The organism is Rhodoferax sp. GW822-FHT04A08 (assembly GCF_058801025.1).
In genome coordinates, this window is sequence record NZ_JBXAMW010000021.1 from 35,637 (window position 1) to 57,958 (window position 22,322).

General features: G+C 57.8%; 19 protein-coding genes. 11 read left to right on the plus strand and 8 right to left on the minus strand.

Going from position 1 to position 22,322, the window contains the following annotated elements:
- Window positions 1–160 precede the first annotated feature (160 nt).
- From AC1RMF_RS24155 to iolD, 4 genes are read right to left on the minus strand one after another with little or no spacing between them, the layout of a single operon-like run.
- Window positions 161–1,336 carry a Gfo/Idh/MocA family protein gene (locus tag AC1RMF_RS24155; RefSeq protein ID WP_493144891.1) on the minus strand — a complete coding sequence of 392 codons (1,176 nt, stop codon included), beginning with the start codon at window positions 1,334–1,336 and terminating at the stop codon, window positions 161–163.
- 9 nt (window positions 1,337–1,345) lie between these two features.
- Window positions 1,346–2,398 (minus strand): sugar phosphate isomerase/epimerase family protein, encoded by a 1,053-nt coding sequence (locus tag AC1RMF_RS24160; RefSeq protein ID WP_493144893.1) that lies wholly within the window; start codon window positions 2,396–2,398, stop codon window positions 1,346–1,348.
- 18 nt (window positions 2,399–2,416) lie between these two features.
- Entirely contained in the window at window positions 2,417–3,235 is an 819-nt protein-coding gene (locus AC1RMF_RS24165; RefSeq protein WP_493144895.1) for an SDR family oxidoreductase, read from the minus strand.
- A 22-nt stretch (window positions 3,236–3,257) separates the two neighbouring features.
- Entirely contained in the window at window positions 3,258–5,108 is a 1,851-nt protein-coding gene (gene iolD / locus AC1RMF_RS24170; protein WP_493144897.1) for a 3D-(3,5/4)-trihydroxycyclohexane-1,2-dione acylhydrolase (decyclizing), read from the minus strand.
- A 475-nt stretch (window positions 5,109–5,583) separates the two neighbouring features.
- On the opposite strand from iolD, the gene AC1RMF_RS24175 reads away from it, so the two are divergent.
- The 11 genes from AC1RMF_RS24175 to AC1RMF_RS24225 all read left to right on the plus strand — a co-directional run bounded on the left by AC1RMF_RS24175 (window position 5,584) and on the right by AC1RMF_RS24225 (window position 16,847).
- Entirely contained in the window at window positions 5,584–6,609 is a 1,026-nt protein-coding gene (locus AC1RMF_RS24175; protein ID WP_342616713.1) for a sugar ABC transporter substrate-binding protein, read from the plus strand.
- A 106-nt stretch (window positions 6,610–6,715) separates the two neighbouring features.
- Entirely contained in the window at window positions 6,716–7,687 is a 972-nt protein-coding gene (locus tag AC1RMF_RS24180; protein ID WP_493144899.1) for an ABC transporter permease, read from the plus strand.
- A gap of 14 nt (window positions 7,688–7,701) precedes the next feature.
- Window positions 7,702–8,472, plus strand: coding sequence for an ATP-binding cassette domain-containing protein (locus tag AC1RMF_RS24185; RefSeq protein ID WP_342616711.1), 771 nt, complete (start codon window positions 7,702–7,704; stop codon window positions 8,470–8,472).
- The gene (locus tag AC1RMF_RS24190) at window positions 8,472–9,446 is read left to right on the plus strand and encodes an ABC transporter permease (protein ID WP_493144902.1); all 975 of its coding nucleotides are present in this window, start codon (window positions 8,472–8,474) and stop codon (window positions 9,444–9,446) included. Before AC1RMF_RS24185 ends, AC1RMF_RS24190 begins: the two co-directional genes overlap by 1 nt.
- Before the next feature lie 54 nt (window positions 9,447–9,500).
- Window positions 9,501–10,511: an inositol 2-dehydrogenase gene (gene iolG / locus AC1RMF_RS24195; protein ID WP_493144903.1), complete on the plus strand. Its 1,011-nt coding sequence runs from the start codon at window positions 9,501–9,503 to the stop codon at window positions 10,509–10,511.
- An 18-nt stretch (window positions 10,512–10,529) separates the two neighbouring features.
- A complete protein-coding gene (locus tag AC1RMF_RS24200; RefSeq protein WP_493144905.1) occupies window positions 10,530–11,480 on the plus strand; it encodes a sugar phosphate isomerase/epimerase family protein in 951 nt (316 codons plus the stop codon).
- Window positions 11,481–11,490: 10 nt separating this feature from the next.
- Entirely contained in the window at window positions 11,491–12,531 is a 1,041-nt protein-coding gene (locus AC1RMF_RS24205) for a Gfo/Idh/MocA family protein (RefSeq protein ID WP_493144907.1), read from the plus strand.
- 75 nt (window positions 12,532–12,606) lie between these two features.
- Complete coding sequence (iolG, locus tag AC1RMF_RS24210) at window positions 12,607–13,614, plus strand: inositol 2-dehydrogenase (protein WP_493144909.1); 1,008 nt, start codon at window positions 12,607–12,609, stop codon at window positions 13,612–13,614.
- A 3-nt stretch (window positions 13,615–13,617) separates the two neighbouring features.
- Window positions 13,618–15,054 (plus strand): NAD-dependent succinate-semialdehyde dehydrogenase, encoded by a 1,437-nt coding sequence (locus AC1RMF_RS24215; protein ID WP_493144911.1) that lies wholly within the window; start codon window positions 13,618–13,620, stop codon window positions 15,052–15,054.
- A gap of 9 nt (window positions 15,055–15,063) precedes the next feature.
- Window positions 15,064–15,879 carry an HpcH/HpaI aldolase family protein gene (locus AC1RMF_RS24220; protein ID WP_493144913.1) on the plus strand — a complete coding sequence of 272 codons (816 nt, stop codon included), beginning with the start codon at window positions 15,064–15,066 and terminating at the stop codon, window positions 15,877–15,879.
- Window positions 15,879–16,847, plus strand: a complete 969-nt coding sequence (locus AC1RMF_RS24225; protein ID WP_493144914.1) for a hydroxyacid dehydrogenase — start codon at window positions 15,879–15,881, stop codon at window positions 16,845–16,847. Before AC1RMF_RS24220 ends, AC1RMF_RS24225 begins: the two co-directional genes overlap by 1 nt.
- A 326-nt stretch (window positions 16,848–17,173) precedes the next feature.
- Here the strand turns inward: AC1RMF_RS24225 and iolB are convergent, their stop codons facing one another.
- The 4 genes from iolB to mmsA form a co-directional block, all read right to left on the minus strand.
- Entirely contained in the window at window positions 17,174–17,992 is an 819-nt protein-coding gene (gene iolB / locus AC1RMF_RS24230; protein ID WP_493144916.1) for a 5-deoxy-glucuronate isomerase, read from the minus strand.
- The gene (locus tag AC1RMF_RS24235) at window positions 17,986–19,953 is read right to left on the minus strand and encodes a bifunctional 5-dehydro-2-deoxygluconokinase/5-dehydro-2-deoxyphosphogluconate aldolase (RefSeq protein WP_493144919.1); all 1,968 of its coding nucleotides are present in this window, start codon (window positions 19,951–19,953) and stop codon (window positions 17,986–17,988) included. Before AC1RMF_RS24235 ends, iolB begins: the two co-directional genes overlap by 7 nt.
- 69 nt (window positions 19,954–20,022) lie before the next feature.
- Window positions 20,023–20,922, minus strand: a complete 900-nt coding sequence (iolE, locus tag AC1RMF_RS24240) for a myo-inosose-2 dehydratase (protein WP_493144922.1) — start codon at window positions 20,920–20,922, stop codon at window positions 20,023–20,025.
- 316 nt (window positions 20,923–21,238) lie between these two features.
- Window positions 21,239–22,322, minus strand: a 1,084-nt coding sequence (mmsA, locus tag AC1RMF_RS24245; protein WP_493144923.1) for a CoA-acylating methylmalonate-semialdehyde dehydrogenase, incomplete at its 5' end; no start/stop codon positions are given.

The window sequence follows — 22,322 nt, forward strand, 5'->3', positions numbered from 1 at the left end:
ATAACAGGCAGCACGCAAATTCTGTGCCCTGCCTGAGACCAGGCAGACCACAAAGCTGCCAAAAAACGCATTAAATGCGCCAACGGCCACGGTAACCTAGTGCACCGACCTGGCGCCCCCCCCGGCATACAGGTTTCCTGCCGCCGGAGCGTGGAGATGCTTACACGGCTACCGGTCTAATCCAAGGCTGGTCTGTCGCGTGCGCGCTGTCCACCACGGCGTCCACAAAGGCTACACCTTTAAGACCATCGTAGGCCAGAGGAATGTTTTGACCGATGGCGGTAGGCTCACGCTTTTCAAGACGTGCTTGAATGGCTTCAGCAAATCCGCTGTACAGATTGGCAAAGGCTTCCAGATAGCCCTCGGGGTGCCCCGGTGGCGTACGGGTGCGGGCTTTGGCCGCTTCTGACAAATCACCTGCACCACGCTTGATGCGTTCCGTGCGACCCAAGAGACCCGTGAATTGCAGGTCATTAGGCTCTTCCTGGAACCATGTCAAAGAACCCTTGTCACCGAAGACGCGCAGACGCACGCCATTGGAGCAACCGATGGCTACTTGCGACGACCATAACAGGCCGCGAGCACCACCCTGGTAGCGAATCATCACGTGGGCGTTATCGTCCAGTTGGCGGCCGGGCACAAAGGTGGCTAGGTCAGCAGTGATAGTGTCGGCCTTCAGGCCGGTTACAAATCCTGCCAGGTGGTAGGCGTGGGTGCCGATGTCACCAATGGAGCCGCCACGACCTGACTTTTTGGGGTCGGTACGCCAGGCCGCTTGCGCATTGCCTTCGGACTCTATGGCAGTGGCCATCCACTCCAGCGGGTACTCCACTTGCACTACGCGGATATTGCCTAGCTTGCCTGCAGCTACCATTTCACGCGCTTCGTGGATCATGGGGTAGCCCGAGTAGGTGTAGGTCACGCCCATGAAGCGGCCGGTCTTTTTCACCAGCGCTTCCAGAGCTACCGCATCTTCCAGGGTGGTGGTCAGCGGCTTTTCACAAATCACATCAAAGCCTGCTTCCAGAAATGCCTTGGCAATCGGAAAGTGAGTGTGGTTGGGTGTGCAAATCGCCACCACATCGATGCGGTCCTCACGCTTGAGTTCGGCTTCCAGCATCTGCTTGTAGTCGCCATAGGAGCGGTCCGCTGGAATGCCCTGGCTGGCCGCAAAGCGGTGGCCGCGCTCGGCATCCACATCGAAGGCACCGGCCACCAGTAGCAGCATGCCGTCCTGGCGCGCAGCGATGCGGTGGATGTTGCCGATGTAGGCGCCTTCACCGCCGCCCACCATCCCAAGGCGCAACGTACGCCGCGTTGTTGTTTTGTTACTCATGTTTACTCCTTAAATTCCCAGAATGCTGCGGTTGATTTCCTTGTTGGCACCAGACTTCACGAAGTCATCGAACGCGCGCTCGGACACCTTGATGATGTGTTTCTTGATGAACTCGGCACCTTCGCGGGCACCGTCATCCTGGTTCTTCAGGAAGCATTCCCACTCCAGCACGGCCCAGCCGTCGAAGTCATAGGTAGCGAACTTGGAGAAAATGGCACCAAAGTCCACCTGGCCATCGCCTAGCGAACGGAAACGCCCGGCCCGGTTTTTCCAGGGCTGGAAGCCACCATACGCACCGGTCTTGCCATTGGGGCGGAACTCGGCATCCTTGACGTGAAACATCTTGATGCGCTCATGGTAGTGGTCGATGAAGGCCAGGTAGTCGAGCTGCTGCAGCACAAAGTGGCTGGGGTCGTAGAGGATGTTGCATCGGGGGTGGTTGTTCACACGCTCTAGAAACATTTCGAAGGTCAAACCGTCGTGTACATCTTCGCATGGGTGCACTTCAAAACACAGGTCTACACCGTTCTCGTCGAACTGGTTGAGGATGGGCTTCCAGCGCTTTGCGAGCTCATCAAAAGCCTCTTCCACTAGGCCTTCGGGCCACTGCGGATACGGATACAGATAAGGCCACAGCAGCGAACCAGTAAACGAAACATGCCGGTCCAAGCCTAGGTTCTTGGACGCGCGAGCACAGTAGCCCATTTGCTCCACGGCCCATTGCTGACGTAGCGCCGGATTGCCACGTACAGCTCCAGGGGCAAAGCTGTCCATGATCTGGTCGTGCGCGGGATGCACAGCCACCAGTTGCCCGGTGATGTGCGATGCCAGCTCGGTTATTTCCAGGCCCTTGGATGCCAATGTTCCCCTGATCTCGTCGCAGTAGGTCTGGCTCTCCGCAGCCAGCTTCAAATTGATAAGGCGGGTATCCCATGTGGGAATCTGCACGCCCTTGAAGCCTCGATCTGCAACCCATTGCGCCAACGTATCCAACCGGTTGAAGGGCGCGTCGTCGGCCGCGAACTGTGCCAAGTAAATGCCGGGTCCTTTAATCGTCTTCATTTGTGTCCCGCCTTTTCGTTATGCTTCCAAAGGACCGGCAGGCACTGGAGGTGCGGCGTCGTAGCCACCCCAGACCGACTGGTCAAAGTGTATGACCGAGCCGGTCATCATGCCGCTGTCGTCGGATGCCAAAAAAGCTACGGCTTTGGCCACTTCAGCGGGGTCCAGCAGTCGACCAAAGGGCTGTGCGGCAGCGGCCTTCTCTAGCCAGTTTTCATCGGCACCGTGGTATTCGCGCTGTGTGCGGTCCTCACCGTCAGAAGCCATCCAGCCAATGTCGAGTTGGTTGACGCGAATGCGGTTGCGCATTAGCGCATAGCCCGAGTTGCGGGTGAGTGTCGCCAGCGCTCCCTTGGAGGCGCAGTAGGGTGCAATAAAGGGCTGTCCGGCACGCTCGGAGGTGGAGCCGATATTGACCATATTGCCTTCGATACCGTCACGGATCATGCGTTTGACAGCTTCTTGCATCAGAAAGAAAGGAGCGCGGACGTTGACTGCAAACATGCGGTCAAACAACTCTTGCGAAGTGTTGAGCAGGTTGCCGCGATCGGTGAGACCAGCGGCGTTCACCAGTACGTCAAGGCGCCCGAAAACCTTGTCAGCCTGGGCAATCACATTGCGGCAATCGTCTACGCTATTGAGGTCGGCAGCAACAAACACGGTTTTCACCCCGGTGTCTTTTTCAATACGTTGCGCAACCGCTTCGCCTTTGGCTGCCGAGCGACCGCAAATGGTCAAGCCGGCGGCACCTGCCCTGGCAAATTGCTGCGCAATGGCTGCGCCAAGGCCTTGGGTTCCGCCGGTGATAACGGCTACTTTTCCATCGAGACGATTCATGCTATTTCCTTAAGTTCAATTTTTAAATGCCAACACGTTGTTTGCTGCGAATTTCCATCTGGTGCGCACGCGCTGCCTGCACAGTGGCACGGGTGCTCACCTCGGGCACGCCTACGTCCCAGTCGGCATCGCCCGGTACCCAGGCGAAGGCATCCGTCACGATGGTGATGAGCGTTGTACGGTCGTTGTTCTGCGCCCACTCCATGGCTGCGGCCAGTTCGTCCAGAGTCTTGCAGCTGCGAGCGAGCGCGCCCATGGATTCGGCATGCTTTACAAAGTCCACCGGGAAGGGTTGCTTGACGCGGCAGTCTTTGAGCAGGTTGTTGAAGCCGGGCACTCCCTTGAATTCCTGCAAACGGTTGATCACGGCATAGCCGCCGTTGTCGCAGACCACCACAATCATCTTGTGACCCGACAGTACGGTGGAATAGATGTCTGAATTCATCATCATGTAGGTGCCATCACCCAACATGACGATTGGCGTTCCCTTGCCGCCCTTGGCCATGGCGTGGCCCCATCCCGCGGCAATTTCGTAGCCCATGCAGGAGAAGCCGAATTCGCAATCAAAGGTGTGAGGTTCCTTGACTCGCCAGCCCTTGGTTACCTCGCCCGGCATGCCGCCGGCAGCAGCAATCAGTGTGTCGTTGTCGCGCGCACCCTTGTTGACCACATCCACGACTTGCGCGTAGGTTGGGATGGGTGCGTTGGTCGGCTTCTTGTGGCTTTCCAGCAGCAACTCCCAATCGGCGAACAATGCGCGCGATTGGTTAAACCACTCCGGAGATGCCTCCCAGGCGCCAATGGCGTCTTCCAGTTCCAAAATGGTTTCGCGTGCATCGCCCACTACCGACAACGCGCGGTGCTTGGTGGCGTCCCATCGCGCGGCATTGACCGAAATGAACTTGGCCTCGCGATTGAACAATGTCCAGGAGCCAGTGGTGAAGTCTTGCAGGCGAGTGCCAATGGCCAAAATCACGTCAGCGTCTGAGGCCAATGCATTGGCCGAGGTGGAGCCGACAATGCCGATGGGGCCTGCGTGGGCCGGGTGATAGTGGGTCAGGCCACCCTTGCCTGCAATGGTTTCCACCACGGGGATGTTGTGGCGCAGAGCAAAATCGGCCACCTGCGTTTCGGCCAAGGAGTAGCGCACACCGCCACCGGAGATGATGAGAGGCTTCTTGGCTGACTTGAGCAGTGCAACGGCTTGTGCGATCTTTTCCTTGTCAGCGCGAGGGCGCGGCACCGTCCAAGTGGTGGGTTCGAAAAATTCCGCAGGATAGTCAAATGCAATTTCCTGTGTGTCTTGGCACAGACCAATAAAGGCTGGTCCACAGTCCGCCGGGTCCAACATCGTCGCAATGGCTTGGGGCAATGACGTGATGATTTGCTCGGGCAGCGTGACGCGATCCCAGTAGCGCACCACCGCCTTGAAACTGTCGTTGACGGTGATGGTCGGATTATTGAAGTGCTCGACTTGTTGCAACACCGGGTCTGGCAAACGGTTGGCAAAAGTGTCACCAGCCAACAGTAGCACCGGCAAACGGTTCGCGTGAGCAGTGCCAGCAGCGGTCACCATATTGGCGGCACCCGGGCCGATGGAGGTGGCGGCCACCATCAACTGGCGGCGCTTCTTGGCCTTGGCAAAGGCCACGGCAGATAGCGCCATGGACTGTTCATTCTGTCCGCGCCAAGTGGGCAAGGTGTCTTTCACAGCTTCCAAGGCCTCGGACAGGCAGGTCACATTGCCATGACCAAAGATGGCAAAGACACCGGCAAAGAGCGGTACTTTTTCGCCCTCGATTTCAGTGAATTGGTTGCATAGGTACTTGACCAGCGCTTGCGCCATGGTCAGCCTGACGGTCTTCTCGGGCATGGAATCTCCTGGTTTTGAGTGGTGTATTGACGATTGCAATTAACAGCAATAATTATTGCACAATGACTCACTGCAGTGTCGATATTGCACGAGGCTTAGGGAAAACACGGATGTCCATCAGTGAGACATGTCGACCACCACCGAATTCAATTCAAAAACGTTCCGGAGATCGAGAAAACCTAGGGACTTTCCCTAGGTTTTGCAATATTAATTGCTAGTTTCGTTGACTTGCAATTTGCGCAAACATACCATCGACAGGCGCTCAAGATCACGGTCTCAGGACCGAATCCTGCATCGCTGAGGATTGGCTCTTTGGAGCGGTTCAAGTGGATCCGGTTACCTCAAAAGTGTCATGAATATCTATACAAATTTAAAGGAGAGCAGCAAGACAACGCAAACATGCATGCATGCAATCAGTTACTTGCTCTAACAGAGCAATTTAGTCAACACAGATTATTCAAATGAAGGATGGCAAATGAAACTCGCTAAGCTAATTAAAACCACCGTGATTGCCGCTGGCATCGCACTCGCAGCAGGCGCTGCTTTGGCAAAAGACTATCGCTTTGTGATGGTCTCTCACATTGGCTCGAACGACGCCAACATGGGCTGGCTCACCGAGTCGCTCAAGGAGTTCGAAAAGAAGTACCCGAACGTCAAAACCGAGTACATATCCACCAACAACTACTCGGTGCAAGAGCATGTGCGTCTACTCGAACAAGCTATTGCAACCCATCCGGACGGCATTGCAGTGCCCATCGTCGACGCCAATGCCTTTGAAGGCCCGCTGCGCAAGGCGATTGCTTCCGGCATCCCCGTTGTGGCATTCAACATTCCTGACAGCCGCCCCGAAGGCAAGCGCATCCCTTACCTGACCTATGTCGGCGGTGACGAATACTTGACCGGCAAAAATCTCGGTCAATACGCCCTGGCCCAAGCCAAGGCTGGCAAAGTGCCCATGCCCACCCGCGTAATGTGCGCTGTGCACGATGCGGCCCACCAAGGTCTGAAGGCACGATGCAAGGGCATGCGTGAAGTGATGGAAGCCGCAGGTGCCAAGTTCGACGAACTGTTCATCAGTGCTGAGCCAACTCAGGCCCGCAATGCAATGCAGGCCTACCTGCAATCGCACAAGGATGCCAACTACATCTTTACCGTGGCCGGCTGGTCGTCGCCCTGGGCTTGGGACGTGGCCAACAAGATGGGGCTGAACCCTGACATCGGCAAAAAGGGCATGACCATCATCACTGTGGACGAAGGTCCAGTCTCTATCGAAGGTGTGCGCCAAGGTCACATTTTGGCAGCCAACAGCCAAGGCTTTTGGCTGCAGGGCTACGCTCCCATGGAGTGGCTGTACTGGTACCACGAACTGGGCTATGAGCCCAAGTCCGACATCTTGACCGGTCCGGTCATCATCAACAAGGACAACGCCGACAAGTGGGCCAAGCTGGTACGCGGCGTGTTCGGTGATGCCGAGTACAAGAAACAGACTGGCTGGCAATAAGCTGAGCCCTTGGGCCGGACTTGAATCCGGGCCATGGTCCCCTGCGGCCACCGGGTCTATCCCGTTGGTCGCAGGGGCTCACATCTCTTGACTTCAATTGCAATCCATGACGAATATTTACCTTCGCAGGCTTCTGACCGGCCAGTCTCTGGGCTCGGTTATCGGCGTGAGTGCCATGCTGGTTCTGTTCACGTTAATCGACTTCAATGGCTGGTGGAACACCAACTCCTTGGCGAACGTGCTGCAGTTCTCCGCCATCCTGGGCCTACTGTCGATGGGCCTTGCGCTGGTCATCATCGCCCGCGAAATCGACCTGTCTGTGGGCTCGGTCTACGGCCTGGCAGGTGTTTCTTTTGTGACGCTGGAGCCGGTGCTTGGCGTCCCGATGTCTTTTATTGCGGCCATGGCGTTGGCCGCCCTGATCGGCCTACTACAAGGCCTGGCCGTCGTGCGCCTAAAGCTGCCCTCCATGATCGTCACCTTGGGTGGACTTTTCAGCGTGCGCGGCGTCATCTACGTGTGGACCGGTGGCACCGTCAGCACCTTCTCCGCCGATGCGCGCACCCACTGGCTAACACAAATGTTTGGCGGCCACCTTCTAGGCCTGCCAGCCGTGATCTGGTGGACAGTGCTTGTGGCCGTGCTGCTCAGCGTGATGCTCTTGCTCACCCGCTTTGGCAACCACCTGCTGGCCACTGGCGGACAGCAGGACAGTGCTGAATCTCGCGGCGTGCGCACCGACCACGTCAAGCTCGCAACCTTTGTGCTGTGCTCGATGCTGGCGGGCTTATCCGGAATCATCACACTATGCGACAACCCTCAAACCCACGTCACGCTGGGCGAACTGATGGAGCTCGAAGCCATTGCAGCAGCCGTAATCGGCGGCTGCTTGCTGACTGGTGGACGTGGCTCCCTGATTGGTGCACTGCTGGGTACCTTCATCATCGTATCTGTGCGTTATGAGCTGATTGCGCTGGGCGCCCCCTCTTCCTGGTACATGACCTTTGTCGGCGCAGTGCTGATCGCAGCTGTCATCTTCAACCAATACCTGGCCAACAAGGTCAACCGTTCCCTGTAAACCCGAGCACCACCATGTCGAATCATCCACTCATCCAAGTCAAAAACATCGACCTCCATTTCGGATCGTTCCATGCGCTGAAAAACGTATCAGTGGACTTCCATGCTGGCGAACTGGTCGGCCTGGTCGGCGACAACGGCGCCGGCAAGACTACACTGATCCGCGTGCTGTGTGGCATTCACACGCCGAACGCCGGCGAGGTGTATTTCGATGGCCAACGCGTCACGCAATTCCATCCCAGCCTGGCTATCAACCAGGGCATAGAGACGATCCAGCAGTCAGTTGGTCTGTGCGACAACCTATCGATTGCGCGCAATTTCTATCTCGGACGCGAGCCGGTCAAGCGCATCATGGGCATTCCATTTCTGGACTTCAAGACCATGCGCAAAACCTCTACCGAGGTCATCCGTGAATTCGGTCTGCGCGATAACGTCTCCACCGATGACGAAGTGGGTCGCCTCTCTGGTGGTGAGCGCCAGTCGGTCAAGATCGGTCGCGCTGTTGAGTTCAAGAACCGCGTCGTGATCATGGACGAGCCGACCAACCACTTGTCGGTGCGTGAGCGCGAACACGTCAACGAACTGGCGGTACAACTCAAACAGCAAGGTCTGCTGGTGATCTACATCACACACGACATTTTCCAGGTGCACAAACTCGCTGACCGCATCGTGATCATGGAAAACGGTGAAAAGGTCGAGGACGCCAAGACCAGTGAAATGACCGCAGATGCGCTGGAGGAAGTGATTCGCCAGGGCGGACGCCAAGTAGAGAAGCGAGCCGCGTAATGAGCCCCACCTCCTTAAAAAGACTGTTTGCACGCCACGGCGAGATCGGCATCTTCGCCATTGCTGTCGTTGCCATTACCTTCTTCTCGCTGTCTTCGGGCGGTCGCTGGGCCAACTCCTTCAACGTCGGAACCATTTTGCAGGTCACCGCAACACTGGGCCTGATGAGCCTGGGAGTCGCCCTGGTAATGGGTACCGGCGAGATCGACATCTCGGTCGGCTCGACCCTGGGGATGGGCGCGCTGGCCTACCTGTGGTTGTCGATACGCATTGATCCTTTGCTTGCTGCACTTGCGGCCACGGTGGTAGGTGCTTTGATTGGCTGGTTCAACGGCTACCTGGTAACTGTGACCAAAACACCTTCACTGATCATTACGCTGGGTACCTTGATGATCTTCCGTGGCATTGCCATTGCGCTGACCGACGGATTTTCGTTCTCCATGCCCTACGAGCAGCGTGACTCCGTCACTTACACGATCTTAGGTGGTGGTGATGTACTGGGCTTCAACACTGCCATTGTGTGGTTGATGCTGGGCATGGTCATTCTTTCGGTGGTGCTGTATGCGACTCCGTTTGGCAACAGGCTACTAGCTGTAGGCGGTTCCAGCGAGAGCGCTCACTCGCGCGGAGTGCATGTTGGCAAAACCAAAATCACTGCGTTTATCGTCTGCGGTGCCCTGTCTGCCTTTGCCGGCGCACTCGAAGCGGGCAAGCTAGGCTTTGCCGATGGCTCAATGGGGCGTCAAATGGAGCTGCAGGCCATCGCCTCCTGTGTGCTGGGTGGTTGCCTGTTGTCCGGTGGACGGGTTTCTCTAATCGGCACCATCCTGGGTACCTTTTTGCTGTCGTCCATCCAGTCGTACTTGGTGGTCATGGCGGTAAAGCCGCAATGGTTCATCTTGCTGCTAGGCCTGATCGTAGTGTTTGCCTCTTATGGCGACCAGCGCTTCCGTATCTGGGCTGCCAAGGTCTAAGCCAGCAATCAACTGATTTTTCACTTTCTTATCTCTTCTTTTTTGGGACTCTTCATGATCAAAGTCGGATTACTAGGTGCCGGACGTATCGGCAAAGTGCATGCCAAAAGCATTTCTGCCCACCCAGGCAGCAAGCTCGTTGCCATCGCTGACGTCAATCAAACTGCTGCCGACCAGCTGGCGCTTGAGTGCGGTGCCCGTGCAGATTCGGTCGAAGCCGTCATCAATGACCCGGCAATTGGCGCCATCTTGATCGCCACGTCCACTGACACGCACTCGGATCTCATCGAAGCCGCCACTGCGGCCGGCAAAGCCGTGTTGTGCGAGAAACCGGTAGATTTGAGCCTGGAGCGCGCTATGGCCTGCCAGGCTGCAGCGGCACGCAACGGCCGCCCGGTCATGATCGGCTTCAACCGCCGTTTCGACCCGAATTTCGCCATCCTGAAAAAGGCACTGGATGCAGGTGAGATCGGCAAAAGCGAGCTGCTGGCCATTACCTCTTTCGATCCAGCGCCTCCCCCCATCAGCTATGTCAAGGTTTCGGGTGGCATCTTCCGCGATAGCTCCATCCACGACTTTGATATGGCTTGCTGGATGTTTGGTGGCGTGCCAGCCGAAGTCTCAGCTTTTGGCAGCAGCCTGGTCGACCCCGCCATTGGTGAGGCTGACGACGTGGATACAGCGGTGACCACGCTACGTTACGCAGACGGCCGCCTGGTGGTCATCCGCAACTCCCGCCGCGCCGTTTATGGCCACGAACAGCGTCTGGAAATTCTCGGCTCCGAAGGCATGCTGCAAGTCGGCAACGTACTAGAGAACACCGTCGTCAAGAGCACAGTCGTCGGCTCACTGGCAGCACGCCCGGAACTTTTCTTTCTAGAGCGCTATATGAGAGCTTATGAGGCCGAGTGGCGTGATTTTGTGGATGCAGTTCAGCAAGGCAAACCTATGCCAGTCACGCTGCAAGACGGCGTAAACGCGCTGCTGGTAGCCGAAGCCGCAACACTGTCCAAACAACTGGGCCGTGTAGTAAAACTGATCGACGGCCACGCCGTCGCCTCCTGAGAATTGGGACTACCGCATATGATGAAAATGAGCCTGGTGACCGACGCCCTAGGTCACCTACCCTTTGAAGAAATGCTGGACACTGTCTCGGCCCTGGGTTTTGAAGCCATCGAATTGGGCTGCGGCGGCTGGTCCAAAGCACCTTTTGTCGCGCTGGATGAATTGCTGGCCAGCAAGACAGCGCGCGACAAGTTCATGGCGGCGATTTCCGGCCGCGGGCTGGACATATCCGCCCTGAATTGTTCGGGCGAACAACTAGCCCCCAACGCCAAAGGCGAGGCCCATAAAGTCGTGGTCGAGAAGACATTCCGCTTGGCCGAACTTCTGGGCGTTAAAACCATCGTCATGATGTCGGGTTGCCCCGGTGGCAACAAAACGGATACCACTGTCAACTGGGTGGTTAGCAGCTTCTGGCCCGAACACCGGGCGATGCTGGACTACCAGTGGAACGATGTGTTCTTCCCTTATTGGGAGAAAACGGCCCAATTTGCAAAAGACTGTGGCATTGAAAAGGTGGCACTTGAAAACCACCACTACAACCTGGTCTACAACCCGCAGACCATGAAAAAAATGCGCGAAGTGATTGACCCGGTGGTCGGCATGAACTTTGACCCCAGCCACCATATGTGGATGGGTGGCGACCCAATTGCAGCCCTGCGTGCATACGGCAAGGACCTGATTCACTACATGCATGCCAAGGACGTGCGCATTGAGCGCGGCATTGCAGATGCGCAGACGCTAATTGACACCAATTGGATGTTTGATCCGGCACCGCGCTCCTGGAACTACGTGGCTCTGGGACATGGCCACGATGTGCAGTGGTGGAAGGAGTTCTATTCCGTGGCCCGCTACATCGGTTACGAGGGCACGGTAAGTCTGGAAATGGAAGACCTGTCCATGGACCCGCTTACCGGCGTGAAGAAATCCTTGGCAACGCTGAAGGCTGCACTGCCTCGCTCGTTTGACTAGAGAAAGCACTATGACCTTGCGTATTGGAATTATTGGGTGTGGCGCTATTGGTCAGGACCATGCACGTCGCCTGCACTTCAAACTCAGTGGTGCCCAAGTGGTGGCGCTAAACGACATCAACCAGGAAGCCACGCAAGCCTTCTCATTGGCCTCGGGCATCAACGCGCGTGTCTATGCCAACTACCAGGATGTCATCCTGGCCGAGGACGTGGATGCGCTCCTGGTCACCAGTTGGGGGCTGGCCCATGAGGAGCAGGTGCTCGCATGTATCGCCGCCGGCAAACCGGTGTTCTGCGAGAAACCCTTGGCAACTACTGCGGCCGGTGGTCTTCGCATCGTCGAAGCCGAAGTCAGGCACGGCAAGAGCCTGGTGCAGGTGGGTTTTATGCGGCGCTTTGATGCAGGCTATCGCGCACTCAAGCAAACCATAGACGCGGGCACCATAGGCAATGTGCTGATGGCCCACTGTGCACACCGCAACCCTGCAGTGCCTGCCAACTACGGCGGCGATATGGCCATTACCGACTCGCATGTGCACGAACTCGACGTCTTGCGTTGGTTGCTCAATGACGATTACGTCACCGCACAAGTGGTGCAGGGTCGCAAGTGCCGCAATGCACAGGGTGATCTGCACGACCCCATCATGGTGCTGCTGGAAACCAGCCAGGGCATTCGCATCGACACAGAGATTTTTGTGACCTGCCGTTTTGGCTACGACATCCAGTGCCATGTGGTGGGCGAGACGGGTGTAGCCAGTCTGCCTGAGCCTGCATCCGTAGCGCTGCGCTCCGAGGGTCGCCATTCCACCGAGATCCTCATGGACTGGAAGCCGCGATTCATTGACAGCTACGACGTGGAACTGCAGGAGTGGCTGCGTGATACCCAGGCCGGCCGGGTCACCGGCCCCACAGCTTGGGACGGCTATTTCGCCTCGGCCACGGCCGAGGCCTGCGTGGAAGCCCGCCACAGCAAGCAAATCGTGCCTATCCGCATTGCTGAGCGCCCCGCTTTTTACGAGCGGGGCACCCCAGGTTCCAAGCACCAGGTCTGAGGCTAAGGCCCTAGACTGAATGATTTATTGACAGTTGTTTACAATCGCAATTAATATTGCAGAAAGAGGATTCGAATGGTCAAGATTGCAGTTTTAGGTTGCGGTCGCATCGGTGTGATGCATGCACGTAACATCGCCAACCACCCACGCGCCAGTCTGGCCACGGTGTTTGACATCCACCAGCCCTCGGCTGACAAAGTGGCAGCCGAGCTAGGGGTGAAGACTTCCAAGTCCGTGGAAGAAGTCCTCGCCGACCCTTCGGTGGATGCGATTCTTATTGCCACCTCCACCAACACCCATGCAGACATCTTGGAGCAGGCCGTTGCAGCTGGCAAACCCATTCTGTGCGAGAAGCCGATTGACCTGAGCCTGGAGCGCGTCAACGCCTGCTATGAAAAGATCCGCAACGGCAGCGTGCCCATCATGTTGGGCTTTGTTCGCCGCTTTGACCCGGGTCACCGTGCCACACGCGATGCAGTTCGCCGTGGTGACATTGGTGAGCTGCACCAGGTGGTCATCACCTCACGCGACCCGGCCATGGCACCCGATGCCTATATCCGCGTCTCGGGCGGCATCTTCCGCGACATGACGATCCATGATTTCGATATGGCCCGCTTTGTGTTGGGTGAAGAGCCTGTGGAAGTCTTTGCCACCGGCAGCCGTTTGGTCAACCCCGCACTGATGAACGAATTGCGGGATTACGACACCGTGCTGGTGACACTGACCACCGCCTCGGGCAAACAGTGCGTGATCACCAACTCCCGCCAGGCGGTCTACGGCTACGACCAGCGCGTCGAAGCGCTGGGCACGCTAGGGCTGGCCAGCTCGCAAAACCGCAAGAACCATGAGGCCACCTTGCACACCAAGACCTTTACTGAGCGCTCGGAGCCGTACCAGAACTTCTTTATCGAGCGTTATTCGGAAGCCTTTGCGGCAGAGATCGGCGAGTTTGTGGACGCTATTGAAAACAAGCGGGAACCTGAAGTCGGCTTTGCCGATGGCCGCCTGGCCCTGATGCTGGCCGAGGCAGCACTGAAGTCCGCGCAAACGGGCTGTGTGGTCCATATGAACGAAATGGGTTGAGCGATGTACAAGAAATTTGGACTGTTTCTGAATGGGCAGTGGCGCGAAGCCTCTGACAAGCAAAGCGCGCCCGTCTTCAGCCCGGTGACGCAGGAATCCCTGGGGAGCGTGCCCTATGCAACCCATGCGGATACACAGGAAGCGATTGCCTGCGCAGAACAAGGTTTTGAAGTCTGGAAGAGAAAGTCCTCGTTCGAGCGCGCCGATGCGCTGCACCTAGTCGCCGACATCATGACGCGTCGCCGCCAGGAAGGTGCCACCATGATTTCCATGGAAACCGGTAAGCCCCTGGTGCAGTCTGAGCGCGAATGGAATCTGTCTATCGACCAGTTCCGCTGGATGGCCGAGGAAGCACGCCGGGTTTATGGCCGCGTGGTGGAAAGTCGCGTGCCGGGTGGCCGCTTTGAAATCAGCCATGAGCCGGTGGGTGTGGCGGCGGCCTTTACCGCCTGGAACTTTCCGGCGGCCCTAATTGCCCGCAAAGTAGCGCCTGCACTGGCTGCCGGCTGCTCCATCATCGTGCGCCCCTCCAGCCAGACGCCAGGAGTTGCGATGGTGATGATTGATTGCATCCGGGAAGCCAATCTGCCTGCCGGTGTGGTGGGTCTGGTCGTGGGCCCCACCTCCACCACCTACGCACCCATCATGGCCTCTGCGGTCGTGCGCAAGGTCTCGCTAACAGGCTCAACGCGGGTGGGCCAGCAAATGCTGCGTGACGCCGCAGACACCGTGAAGAAGACCTCCATGGAGCTCGGTGGCAATGCGCCACTGATCGTTTACAACGATGCGGACCTGGAACTGGCGCTCAACCTATCGGTGCCCACCAAGTACGCCAATGCCGGCCAGGTGTGCGTCACGGCCGACCGCTTCTTTATCCACGAAAGTCTGCACGATGCTTTTGTCAAAGGCTTTGTGCAACGCGCCAAAGCACTGAAGCTAGGCGACGGCATGGATGCTGCCACACAAATGGGGCCACTGATCAATGCCGCACGTATGGATGAGATGGAATCCATTGTGGAAAGCGCGATTGCGGCCGGTGCCAAGGTGGCAACCGGTGGACGCCGCTCGCCAGCACACGCCAAAGGATTCTTCTTTGAACCCACGGTTCTGGTGAACGTCACAGACTCGATGAAGGTGTTTGATCAGGAAAATTTCGGCCCGATTGCAGCCATCACTACCTTCAAGGACGACGAGGAAGTGATCCGGCGCGCCAATGCATCGGAGATGGGCCTGTCGGCCTATGCGTTCACTACCAGCGCCAAGCGCATCCGCGCCACTGTGTCGGGACTGAAAGTCGGCATGGTGGGCATCAATAGCTTTGCCATGGCAGCCTCGGAGGCTCCGTTTGGCGGCACCAAGTATTCAGGCATGGGGCGTGAGGGCGGTATCGAGGGCATCTCGGATTACCTCGATATCAAGCTCGCACAGATCGTTCTTTAAGAGAAAAACATGATTAAAAACAAACTCAAGGAAATTTGGGGACAAGGCAAACCAAGCATCAATGGCTGGTTGTCCGTTGGCAATCCGTTTACTGCGGAAATCATGGCAGCCCAAGGCTACGACAGTATTTGCATCGACATCCAGCACGGCGCGCTGGATTACAGCGACGTGCTGCCCATGTTCCAGGCCATGCGTGCCTCCGGCATCACGCTGTTGGCGCGTGTGCCCTGGCTGGAACCCGGAATCATCATGAAGGCGCTGGACGCCGGCGCCTATGGCGTGGTCTGCCCCATGGTCAATACCGCAGAACAGGCCGCCGAGTTTGTAAGCTATATGCGCTACCCACCTTTGGGCCAGCGCTCTTTTGGCCCCACCCGTGCCAACTTCTCCGCTGGTGCCAACTACGCGCAAGAAGCCAATGGCGAGATGCTGGCGTTTGCAATGGTGGAGACGGCCGAAGCCATGGAAAACCTGGATGCGATTGCAGCGACTCCCGGACTGGACGGCATCTATGTCGGACCAGCCGACCTGACCTTTAGTTTGGCGCAAGGTCGTCTGGCCCCGGCTTTCGACCGTGAAGAGCCAGAAATGATTGAAGCACTCAAGAAGATAGTGGCAGCCTGCAAGAAGAACAACATTCGCTCTGCCCTGCATTGCGGCACGCCCGAATATGCGGTGCGCGCCATTGAATGGGGCTTCAACATGACCACCGTGTCGGGTGACTCGCGCCTGCTGGCTGCGGCCGCCGCCGATAGTGTGACCAAGTTTAAGAAGCTGGTGGGACATCTGTCTACCCAAGCGGCCGAGACAAAGGGAGCCTACTGATGCCACACCTATTGATCGCCGGCAAAATCCATCCCAGCGGTATGGCGCTGCTCAAGAATGCGCCCGGCATAACTTATGACTATGTGGAAGAAGTCAGCGAGGCCAGTTTCGCCCCGCTGATCCACAAGGCCGATGGCCTGGTGATTCGCACCCAGCCTTGCAGCGCTGCGACGATTGCTCTGGCCGACAAGCTCAAGATAGTGTCACGCCATGGCGTGGGCTATGACACGGTCGATCTGCAAGCCGTCAACGCCCGCGGCATTGCGCTGGCCGTCTGTGGCGATGTCAACTCCGTTTCGGTGGCCGAGCACAGCATGATGCTGATACTGGCTGCAACCAAGCAGACCGTCAAAGCGGACACCTCGGTTCGCAATGGCGAATGGGGCTGGCGCAATCTGCTGGCCGCACGCGAGGTCAGTGGCAAGAACTTGCTGATCATTGGCTATGGCCGCATTGGTAGGCACCTGGCCCGCATGGCGTCTGGCTTCAGCATGCACATCCGGGCTTATGACCCCTATCTGGAAAAAGCTGGCTGGCCTGCTGGTTCCGTGACGCCCGTCAGCACACTGGAAGAGGGCTTGCGCTGGGCAGATGCCGTTTCCGTCAACGTGCCGCACAGCGGCAAGGCTTTGATTGGCGCGGAAGAACTGGCTCTGATGCGGTCCAACGCAGTGCTAGTCAACACCGCACGCGGTGGTGTGATTGATGAAGCGGCATTGGTTGCGGCTCTGAAGAACGGCGTGATTGCCGGTGCCGGCGTGGATGTCTTTGAAACCGAGCCGCCGACCAAGCACAACGCCTTGTTTGGCTTGCACAACGCCATCCTAACCCCACATATCGCGGGCCTGACCACCGAATGTGCGGAGCGCATGGCCATCTCCTCCGTGCAAAACGCATTGGATTTCTTCAACGGTTGTATCGACCAGACATTGGTGGTCAACCGCGATGCCATAAAGGCAGTCGCTTAGACTTTTCTGAGGTGTCTCCTCTTTTGGGTGTCGTTTGAAAAGATGGCACCCTTTTTTATCTCTTGGTCCGTGGGATCAGAACACAAGCTTTGTAGCCTATAGCCGATTCGGTCCTACGAAATCGCCAACCTTCATTCAGCAAAACGTATGTTAAGCAAATTCACACTGATTATTTGGGGCTGGAAAGAAGAAACCCTCAGGTGCAGGGCCAAGAATTGGCATTTTGGTGAGGATGTACTGGCAGTGGTGACCTGGATCTAGCAGACCAATATCTAGCGCGTGTGACTAAGTCAAGCCGATCGGTAGCTGCAAGCGAGCGCGCTGGATTACGGATCGACCATCCACTCATGGACCGGGTCGTTCTTAAAAACCCAAAAGCGATTGGGTCCAGCCATGACGTTCAGGTAATACAGGTCATAACCATGGGGCGCGACTACCGGATGGTAACCACGCGGCACCATCACCACGTCGTGGTCCTCCACGGCACAAGTTTCGTCTAGGCTTCGGTCGTCGGTATAGACGCGTTGGAAAGCAAAACCCTGGGGCGGATTGAGGCGGTGGTAATAGATCTCCTCTAGCAGAGTTTCACTGGGTGGCGTCTCCTGGTCGTGCTTGTGGGGAGGGTAGCTAGAACTGTTGCCGGCGGGCGTGATCACTTCCACCACCAGTAAGTGGGCCGCGCGCGGGTCGTCGTGGGGCAGGATGTCACAGACATACCGTGTGTTGCTACCCTTGCCGCGCACGCTGCGGCGCATGGCCGTCGAATCGATCACGCTGACCGTGCCGGACCCACCCTTTCCAGGTGCAGTGCACAGGGCAACTTCCGCCACCGTGCTGGCACCCGGCACATTGCCCACGGTAACGGTTTTGCCGACCGGAACATAGACGGCTGCGGGCGACACCTCTTCAAACACGGATTTGCGCGAGCCCAGGTTCATGTAGCTAATGCCGTCAACCGTTACGTCCACCGTGCCGGTCAACACCACCAGACAGAGTTCGCGGGTCCCTGTGTCCACGGTCGCGCTCTCCATGGGTTTCAGGCGCAAGGCGCGAAAGCCCACATGTGTCCAGCCGGCGCGCTCGGGTGAGACGTTGACGATTTCGCGACCTGTCGGCGCAGGTTTGACCAGCAGAGAACTCAGCATGCTTTCTTCTTTCGGTTATGCGGAACAGCACTCTTGCGGCCCCTCCATGCTTGCACTAAGACTGCATAGTTGGCGGCTACTTCATCAATAAGGCCCTGGTCAGTCAGCTCGCTCTTGAGCCAACGCAAGGAGGCATCCGCCCACAGGCTACGCCCGACCATAAAGCCCTTCACCACAGGGTTGGTGGCATGCGCAAAACTGTCAGCAAGGTATTGCAAGGGTTGGTTCAATCCCAAGATCACCGCACCCCGACAGTAAGGGTCGTGCGTATGCAAAAGCTTTTGCAGTGCGTTCCAGCCGGATTCCTGCATCGGCGCGAGCTTCCACCATTCTGGTTTGATACCCAGGTCGTAGAAACGACCGATCGCACGCAATACCGCAGAGTCTTCGTCACTTTCCCGTGCCATGCCTTTGGGCAGAATGACTTCCAGCAGCAACTCGTTGCCTGACGCGCGTGTAGCCTCCCACAGCTCGCGCACTCTGGCTTCCTGTTCCAGACGCAGTTCTTCGACGTCATCCGGGTGGTAATGCACCAAGCACTTAGCCACATGCTCGGTGGGCCAATGAACCAATGCGCTGCCAATCGAATGAGTTTCGTCGAAGCGCAGCGGGCGCGAGCCAGGCAGCTCGACCGGGCGCCCCACCCACCAGCCGCGTCCCGTAGCAGATGCCAGCGCGTCAAGGCCCATGCTGCTGCCGTCGATTAGCACACCAGTGAGGCCTTGCAGTTGGCAGGCTTCCTCTACCTTTTCCGTAGCTAGGACCAACAGCTTTTTCAGATAAGGAATCCTGGATTCACTGGCGCCCACGTCCTTGGCCATGTCCCTGAACTGGCTGCGGTGGTCATAGGCCATCACGCACAACTCGTCCCATGCCTTGCGCTTGACGCTGACGCGGTGCAGATGGGCCAGTTGGGCATCGGCATCGACCTTGGGGTTGCGGCTACCACTGAACCAGTGTTCCAGCTCCGCCTGCGTACGCATAGCCGCGGAGCAGGCGTGACGGGACACCACGATGGCGCCACAGACGTTGGCAATCTCTGTGGCATCAACCCAGTCCTTGCCCTGCAACAGGCTGGCCAGCAGGCCCGACAAAAAGGCATCACCGGCACCCAACACGTTGAGCACCTCAACACGCTCACCTTTGAAGGTGGGGGCGCCATCGATATGGAAGGGAATGTCACCGGCAATCACACAGCAACCCAACGCACCACGTTTGACGACCAGCGTGGCCTTACTGGCCTTGCGTACGGCTCGCAGACTGGCAACAAGATCGCCCGCGACACCGCCGGCAATAAAGAACTCTTCCTCAGTTCCCACCAAAAGATCAAATTCACCCAGCATTTCCTGCAATTGCTGGGTAACCCGGTCATCGGCAACATAGCGGTTTTCGCCGGCACCCCGCGAAGTCAGATCCCACAACACTGGTCGGTAGTCAATGTCGAGCACGCGTATGACGTCATGCTTTTTCGCATAGGCCAAGGCGGTTGCGGATGCGGCACGGGTGCCAGGAGTAGACAAATGGGTGCCGGTGATGGCCAGGCAGCGGCATTGGGCGATGAAGTCTTCGCTGATGGCGGCGGCATCAAGGGCCATATCGGCACAGTTCTCGCGCACAAACAGCAAGGGGAAGGTGTCGCGGTCCTTGAGCCCCAGCAGCACCAGAGCCGTCAGCCGCGTGTCGTCAACTTGCACCTGGCTAGTGTCACAGCCTTCCTTCTCCAGGGTCTCAGTTAGAAAGCGGCCCATCTGCTCATTGCCCACGCGCGAGATCATGGCGCTTTTGAGGCCCAGCCGCGCCACACCAAATGCCTGGTTAGCCGAGCTTCCGCCCAGATACATGGCCATCGAGCGGGCATCTTCCAGCCGGCTGCCAAACTGCTGGGCGTACAAGTCCACGGCCAGGCGGCCGAGACAGACCAGGTCAACGGGACGACCGTGAGGGAAGTTGAAAGTGCGCATATGCTCTTGCTCAGGTGGCCGAGAGGGGAATGCACCGGGGGATGCCCAGGTGCACACCGTCAAGCGGTGTCAGGCGACTACCTCGTAGCCCGCGGCCCGCATGACGCGCAATAATTCCTTGTGACCGATTTGCGCCATCTTCAAGGGCGGATTGGGTTTGGGGTCTTGCTCGGCCTCAACTACAAACCAGCCTTCATAACCGTGCGACGCCAAGCGTTTGACAATCGCTTCGAAGTCCAGCGAGCCATCGCCCGGCACGGTGAAAGCGCCTTTCAAAACGGCATCCAGGAAGCTGTCCTTGCTGCGGTCCAGGCTGTCCACCACGTTGCGCCGGATGTTCTTGGCATGGACGTGGCTGATGCGTTTGGCATGTTTGTCGATAACGCGCAAGACATCGCCACCGGCAAAGGCCATGTGTCCGGCATCAAACAACAAAGGCAGCGTAGATCCCGAATGCTTCATCATCAAATCCAGATCCTGCTCGGTCTCTATGGGCGCGGCCATGTGGTGGTGGAAGGCGATGGGCATGCCCTGCTCTGCGCACCACTCCGCAAACGCGGTCATCTTGCGCGCATAGATCTTGATCTGGTCTTCGGAAAGTGTGCGCCGCGTATTCAGGGGAGCATGGCGGTCGCCCTGGATGGTTCCTGCCGTTTCGCCATAGACGATGCACGGTGCGCCCAGAGCCTTGAAGGTGGCGAGCTGCTGGGCGATTCGCTCCTTCTCGGCTGCCAGCTCTGAATCCAGCAGCAAGCCGGAGAACCAGCCGCCACACAGCCGGATGTCGTGGGCCTTGAGGATGGGGCCCAGAACAGCCGCATCCTGAGGAAATTTACCGCCGGTTTCAATGCCGGTAAAGCCGGCCATGCGCGCCTCGCTCAGGCACGTCTCCAAGCTGACATCGCCACCGAGTTCGGGTAGGTCATCGTTGGACCATGCTATCGGGGCGATTCCAAGTTTTGCCTTCATTTTGTCTCCTAAATGTATTTGTCTGACGGGGTGAAAAGTCGTAAAGCAAGGCTGCCAGCAGTGCCCCAAAGCCAACGATTTTCGAAGCATTTATTGCGTAAATGCATCAAACGGCAATTTTAATTGCGTCTCTGTATTTCCTGCAATAGCTTGGACAACAAATTTATGAGCTCAGATCCAACGCATCCGGACATCCATTTCAACCCCGTTGTTGGAGATGCTTGAACGGGCAATAAGGCGCGAAGAAGGAAGCCCTCCGCGACCGCTTTGCGCGTCCGCGGAGGGCTTCTCAAGCTTCCGGTATTGGTTTCTTGGCTTACTTGGCCGTAGGCATCACAAACTCGGCGCCCTTGCCAATGCTCTCGGGCCAGCGCTGCATGATGCTCTTTTGCTTGGTGTAGAAGCGCACGCCCTCTTCGCCGTAGGCATGCATGTCCCCAAACAGGCTCTTCTTCCAGCCGCCAAAGCCGTGCCAGGCCATGGGCACGGGAATGGGCACGTTGATGCCCACCATGCCCACCTGGATGCGGCGGCTGAATTCGCGTGCCACGTTGCCGTCGCGGGTGAAGCAGGAGACACCGTTGCCGAACTCATGCGCGTTGATCAGGTTCACCCCCTGGGCCAGGTCTTTCACATGCACGCAGGACAGCACCGGGCCGAAGATCTCCTCCTTGTAGATCTTCATCTCGGGCGTAACGTTGTCAAACAGCGTGCCCCCCATCCAGAAGCCGTTGTCACAACCGGCGCCGGCAGCCTTGCCACTGAAGGTGCGGCCATCGTGCAAAAGCGTAGCGCCTTCCTTCACACCTTGTTCGATGTAGCCGGTGATGCGCGCGTGCGCGGCCTGGGTCACGATGGGGCCCATCTCGGCAGAGAGGTTCATGCCGTCCAGCACCTTCAGGGACTTGGTGCGCTCCAGCAGTTTGGGGATCAGGCGATCACCCACATCCCCTACCAATACGGCCACGCTGATGGCCATGCAGCGTTCGCCAGCCGAGCCATAGCCCGCGCCCACCAGGGCGTCCACGGCTTGATCAATGTCGGCATCGGGCATCACCACCATATGGTTCTTGGCACCGCCCAGGGCCTGCACGCGTTTGCCATGGCGCGCGCCGGTTTCATAGATGTGATTGGCAATCGGTGTGGAGCCCACGAAGCTGATGGCCTTCACATCGGGGTGCTCCAACAGCGCGTCCACGGCTTCCTTGTCACCCTGCACCACGTTGAACACGCCATCGGGCAGACCGGCCTGCTTGAACAGGTCCGCAATCAGCAGGCTGGGGCTGGGGTCCAGCGGACTGGGCTTCAAGACAAAGGTGTTGCCTGCGGCAATCGCCACCGGGAACATCCACATGGGCACCATCACGGGGAAGTTGAACGGAGTGATGCCGGCCACCACA

Coding starts and splice junctions, on each gene's coding strand:
- AC1RMF_RS24155 (WP_493144891.1), bottom strand. CDS start 1,336: ATGAGTAACAAAACAACAACGCGGCGTACGTTGCGCCTTGGGATGGTG.
- AC1RMF_RS24160 (WP_493144893.1), bottom strand. CDS start 2,398: ATGAAGACGATTAAAGGACCCGGCATTTACTTGGCACAGTTCGCGGCC.
- AC1RMF_RS24165 (WP_493144895.1), bottom strand. CDS start 3,235: ATGAATCGTCTCGATGGAAAAGTAGCCGTTATCACCGGCGGAACCCAA.
- iolD (WP_493144897.1), bottom strand. CDS start 5,108: ATGCCCGAGAAGACCGTCAGGCTGACCATGGCGCAAGCGCTGGTCAAG.
- AC1RMF_RS24175 (WP_342616713.1), top strand. CDS start 5,584: ATGAAACTCGCTAAGCTAATTAAAACCACCGTGATTGCCGCTGGCATC.
- AC1RMF_RS24180 (WP_493144899.1), top strand. CDS start 6,716: ATGACGAATATTTACCTTCGCAGGCTTCTGACCGGCCAGTCTCTGGGC.
- AC1RMF_RS24185 (WP_342616711.1), top strand. CDS start 7,702: ATGTCGAATCATCCACTCATCCAAGTCAAAAACATCGACCTCCATTTC.
- AC1RMF_RS24190 (WP_493144902.1), top strand. CDS start 8,472: ATGAGCCCCACCTCCTTAAAAAGACTGTTTGCACGCCACGGCGAGATC.
- iolG (WP_493144903.1), top strand. CDS start 9,501: ATGATCAAAGTCGGATTACTAGGTGCCGGACGTATCGGCAAAGTGCAT.
- AC1RMF_RS24200 (WP_493144905.1), top strand. CDS start 10,530: ATGATGAAAATGAGCCTGGTGACCGACGCCCTAGGTCACCTACCCTTT.
- AC1RMF_RS24205 (WP_493144907.1), top strand. CDS start 11,491: ATGACCTTGCGTATTGGAATTATTGGGTGTGGCGCTATTGGTCAGGAC.
- iolG (WP_493144909.1), top strand. CDS start 12,607: ATGGTCAAGATTGCAGTTTTAGGTTGCGGTCGCATCGGTGTGATGCAT.
- AC1RMF_RS24215 (WP_493144911.1), top strand. CDS start 13,618: ATGTACAAGAAATTTGGACTGTTTCTGAATGGGCAGTGGCGCGAAGCC.
- AC1RMF_RS24220 (WP_493144913.1), top strand. CDS start 15,064: ATGATTAAAAACAAACTCAAGGAAATTTGGGGACAAGGCAAACCAAGC.
- AC1RMF_RS24225 (WP_493144914.1), top strand. CDS start 15,879: ATGCCACACCTATTGATCGCCGGCAAAATCCATCCCAGCGGTATGGCG.
- iolB (WP_493144916.1), bottom strand. CDS start 17,992: ATGCTGAGTTCTCTGCTGGTCAAACCTGCGCCGACAGGTCGCGAAATC.
- AC1RMF_RS24235 (WP_493144919.1), bottom strand. CDS start 19,953: ATGCGCACTTTCAACTTCCCTCACGGTCGTCCCGTTGACCTGGTCTGT.
- iolE (WP_493144922.1), bottom strand. CDS start 20,922: ATGAAGGCAAAACTTGGAATCGCCCCGATAGCATGGTCCAACGATGAC.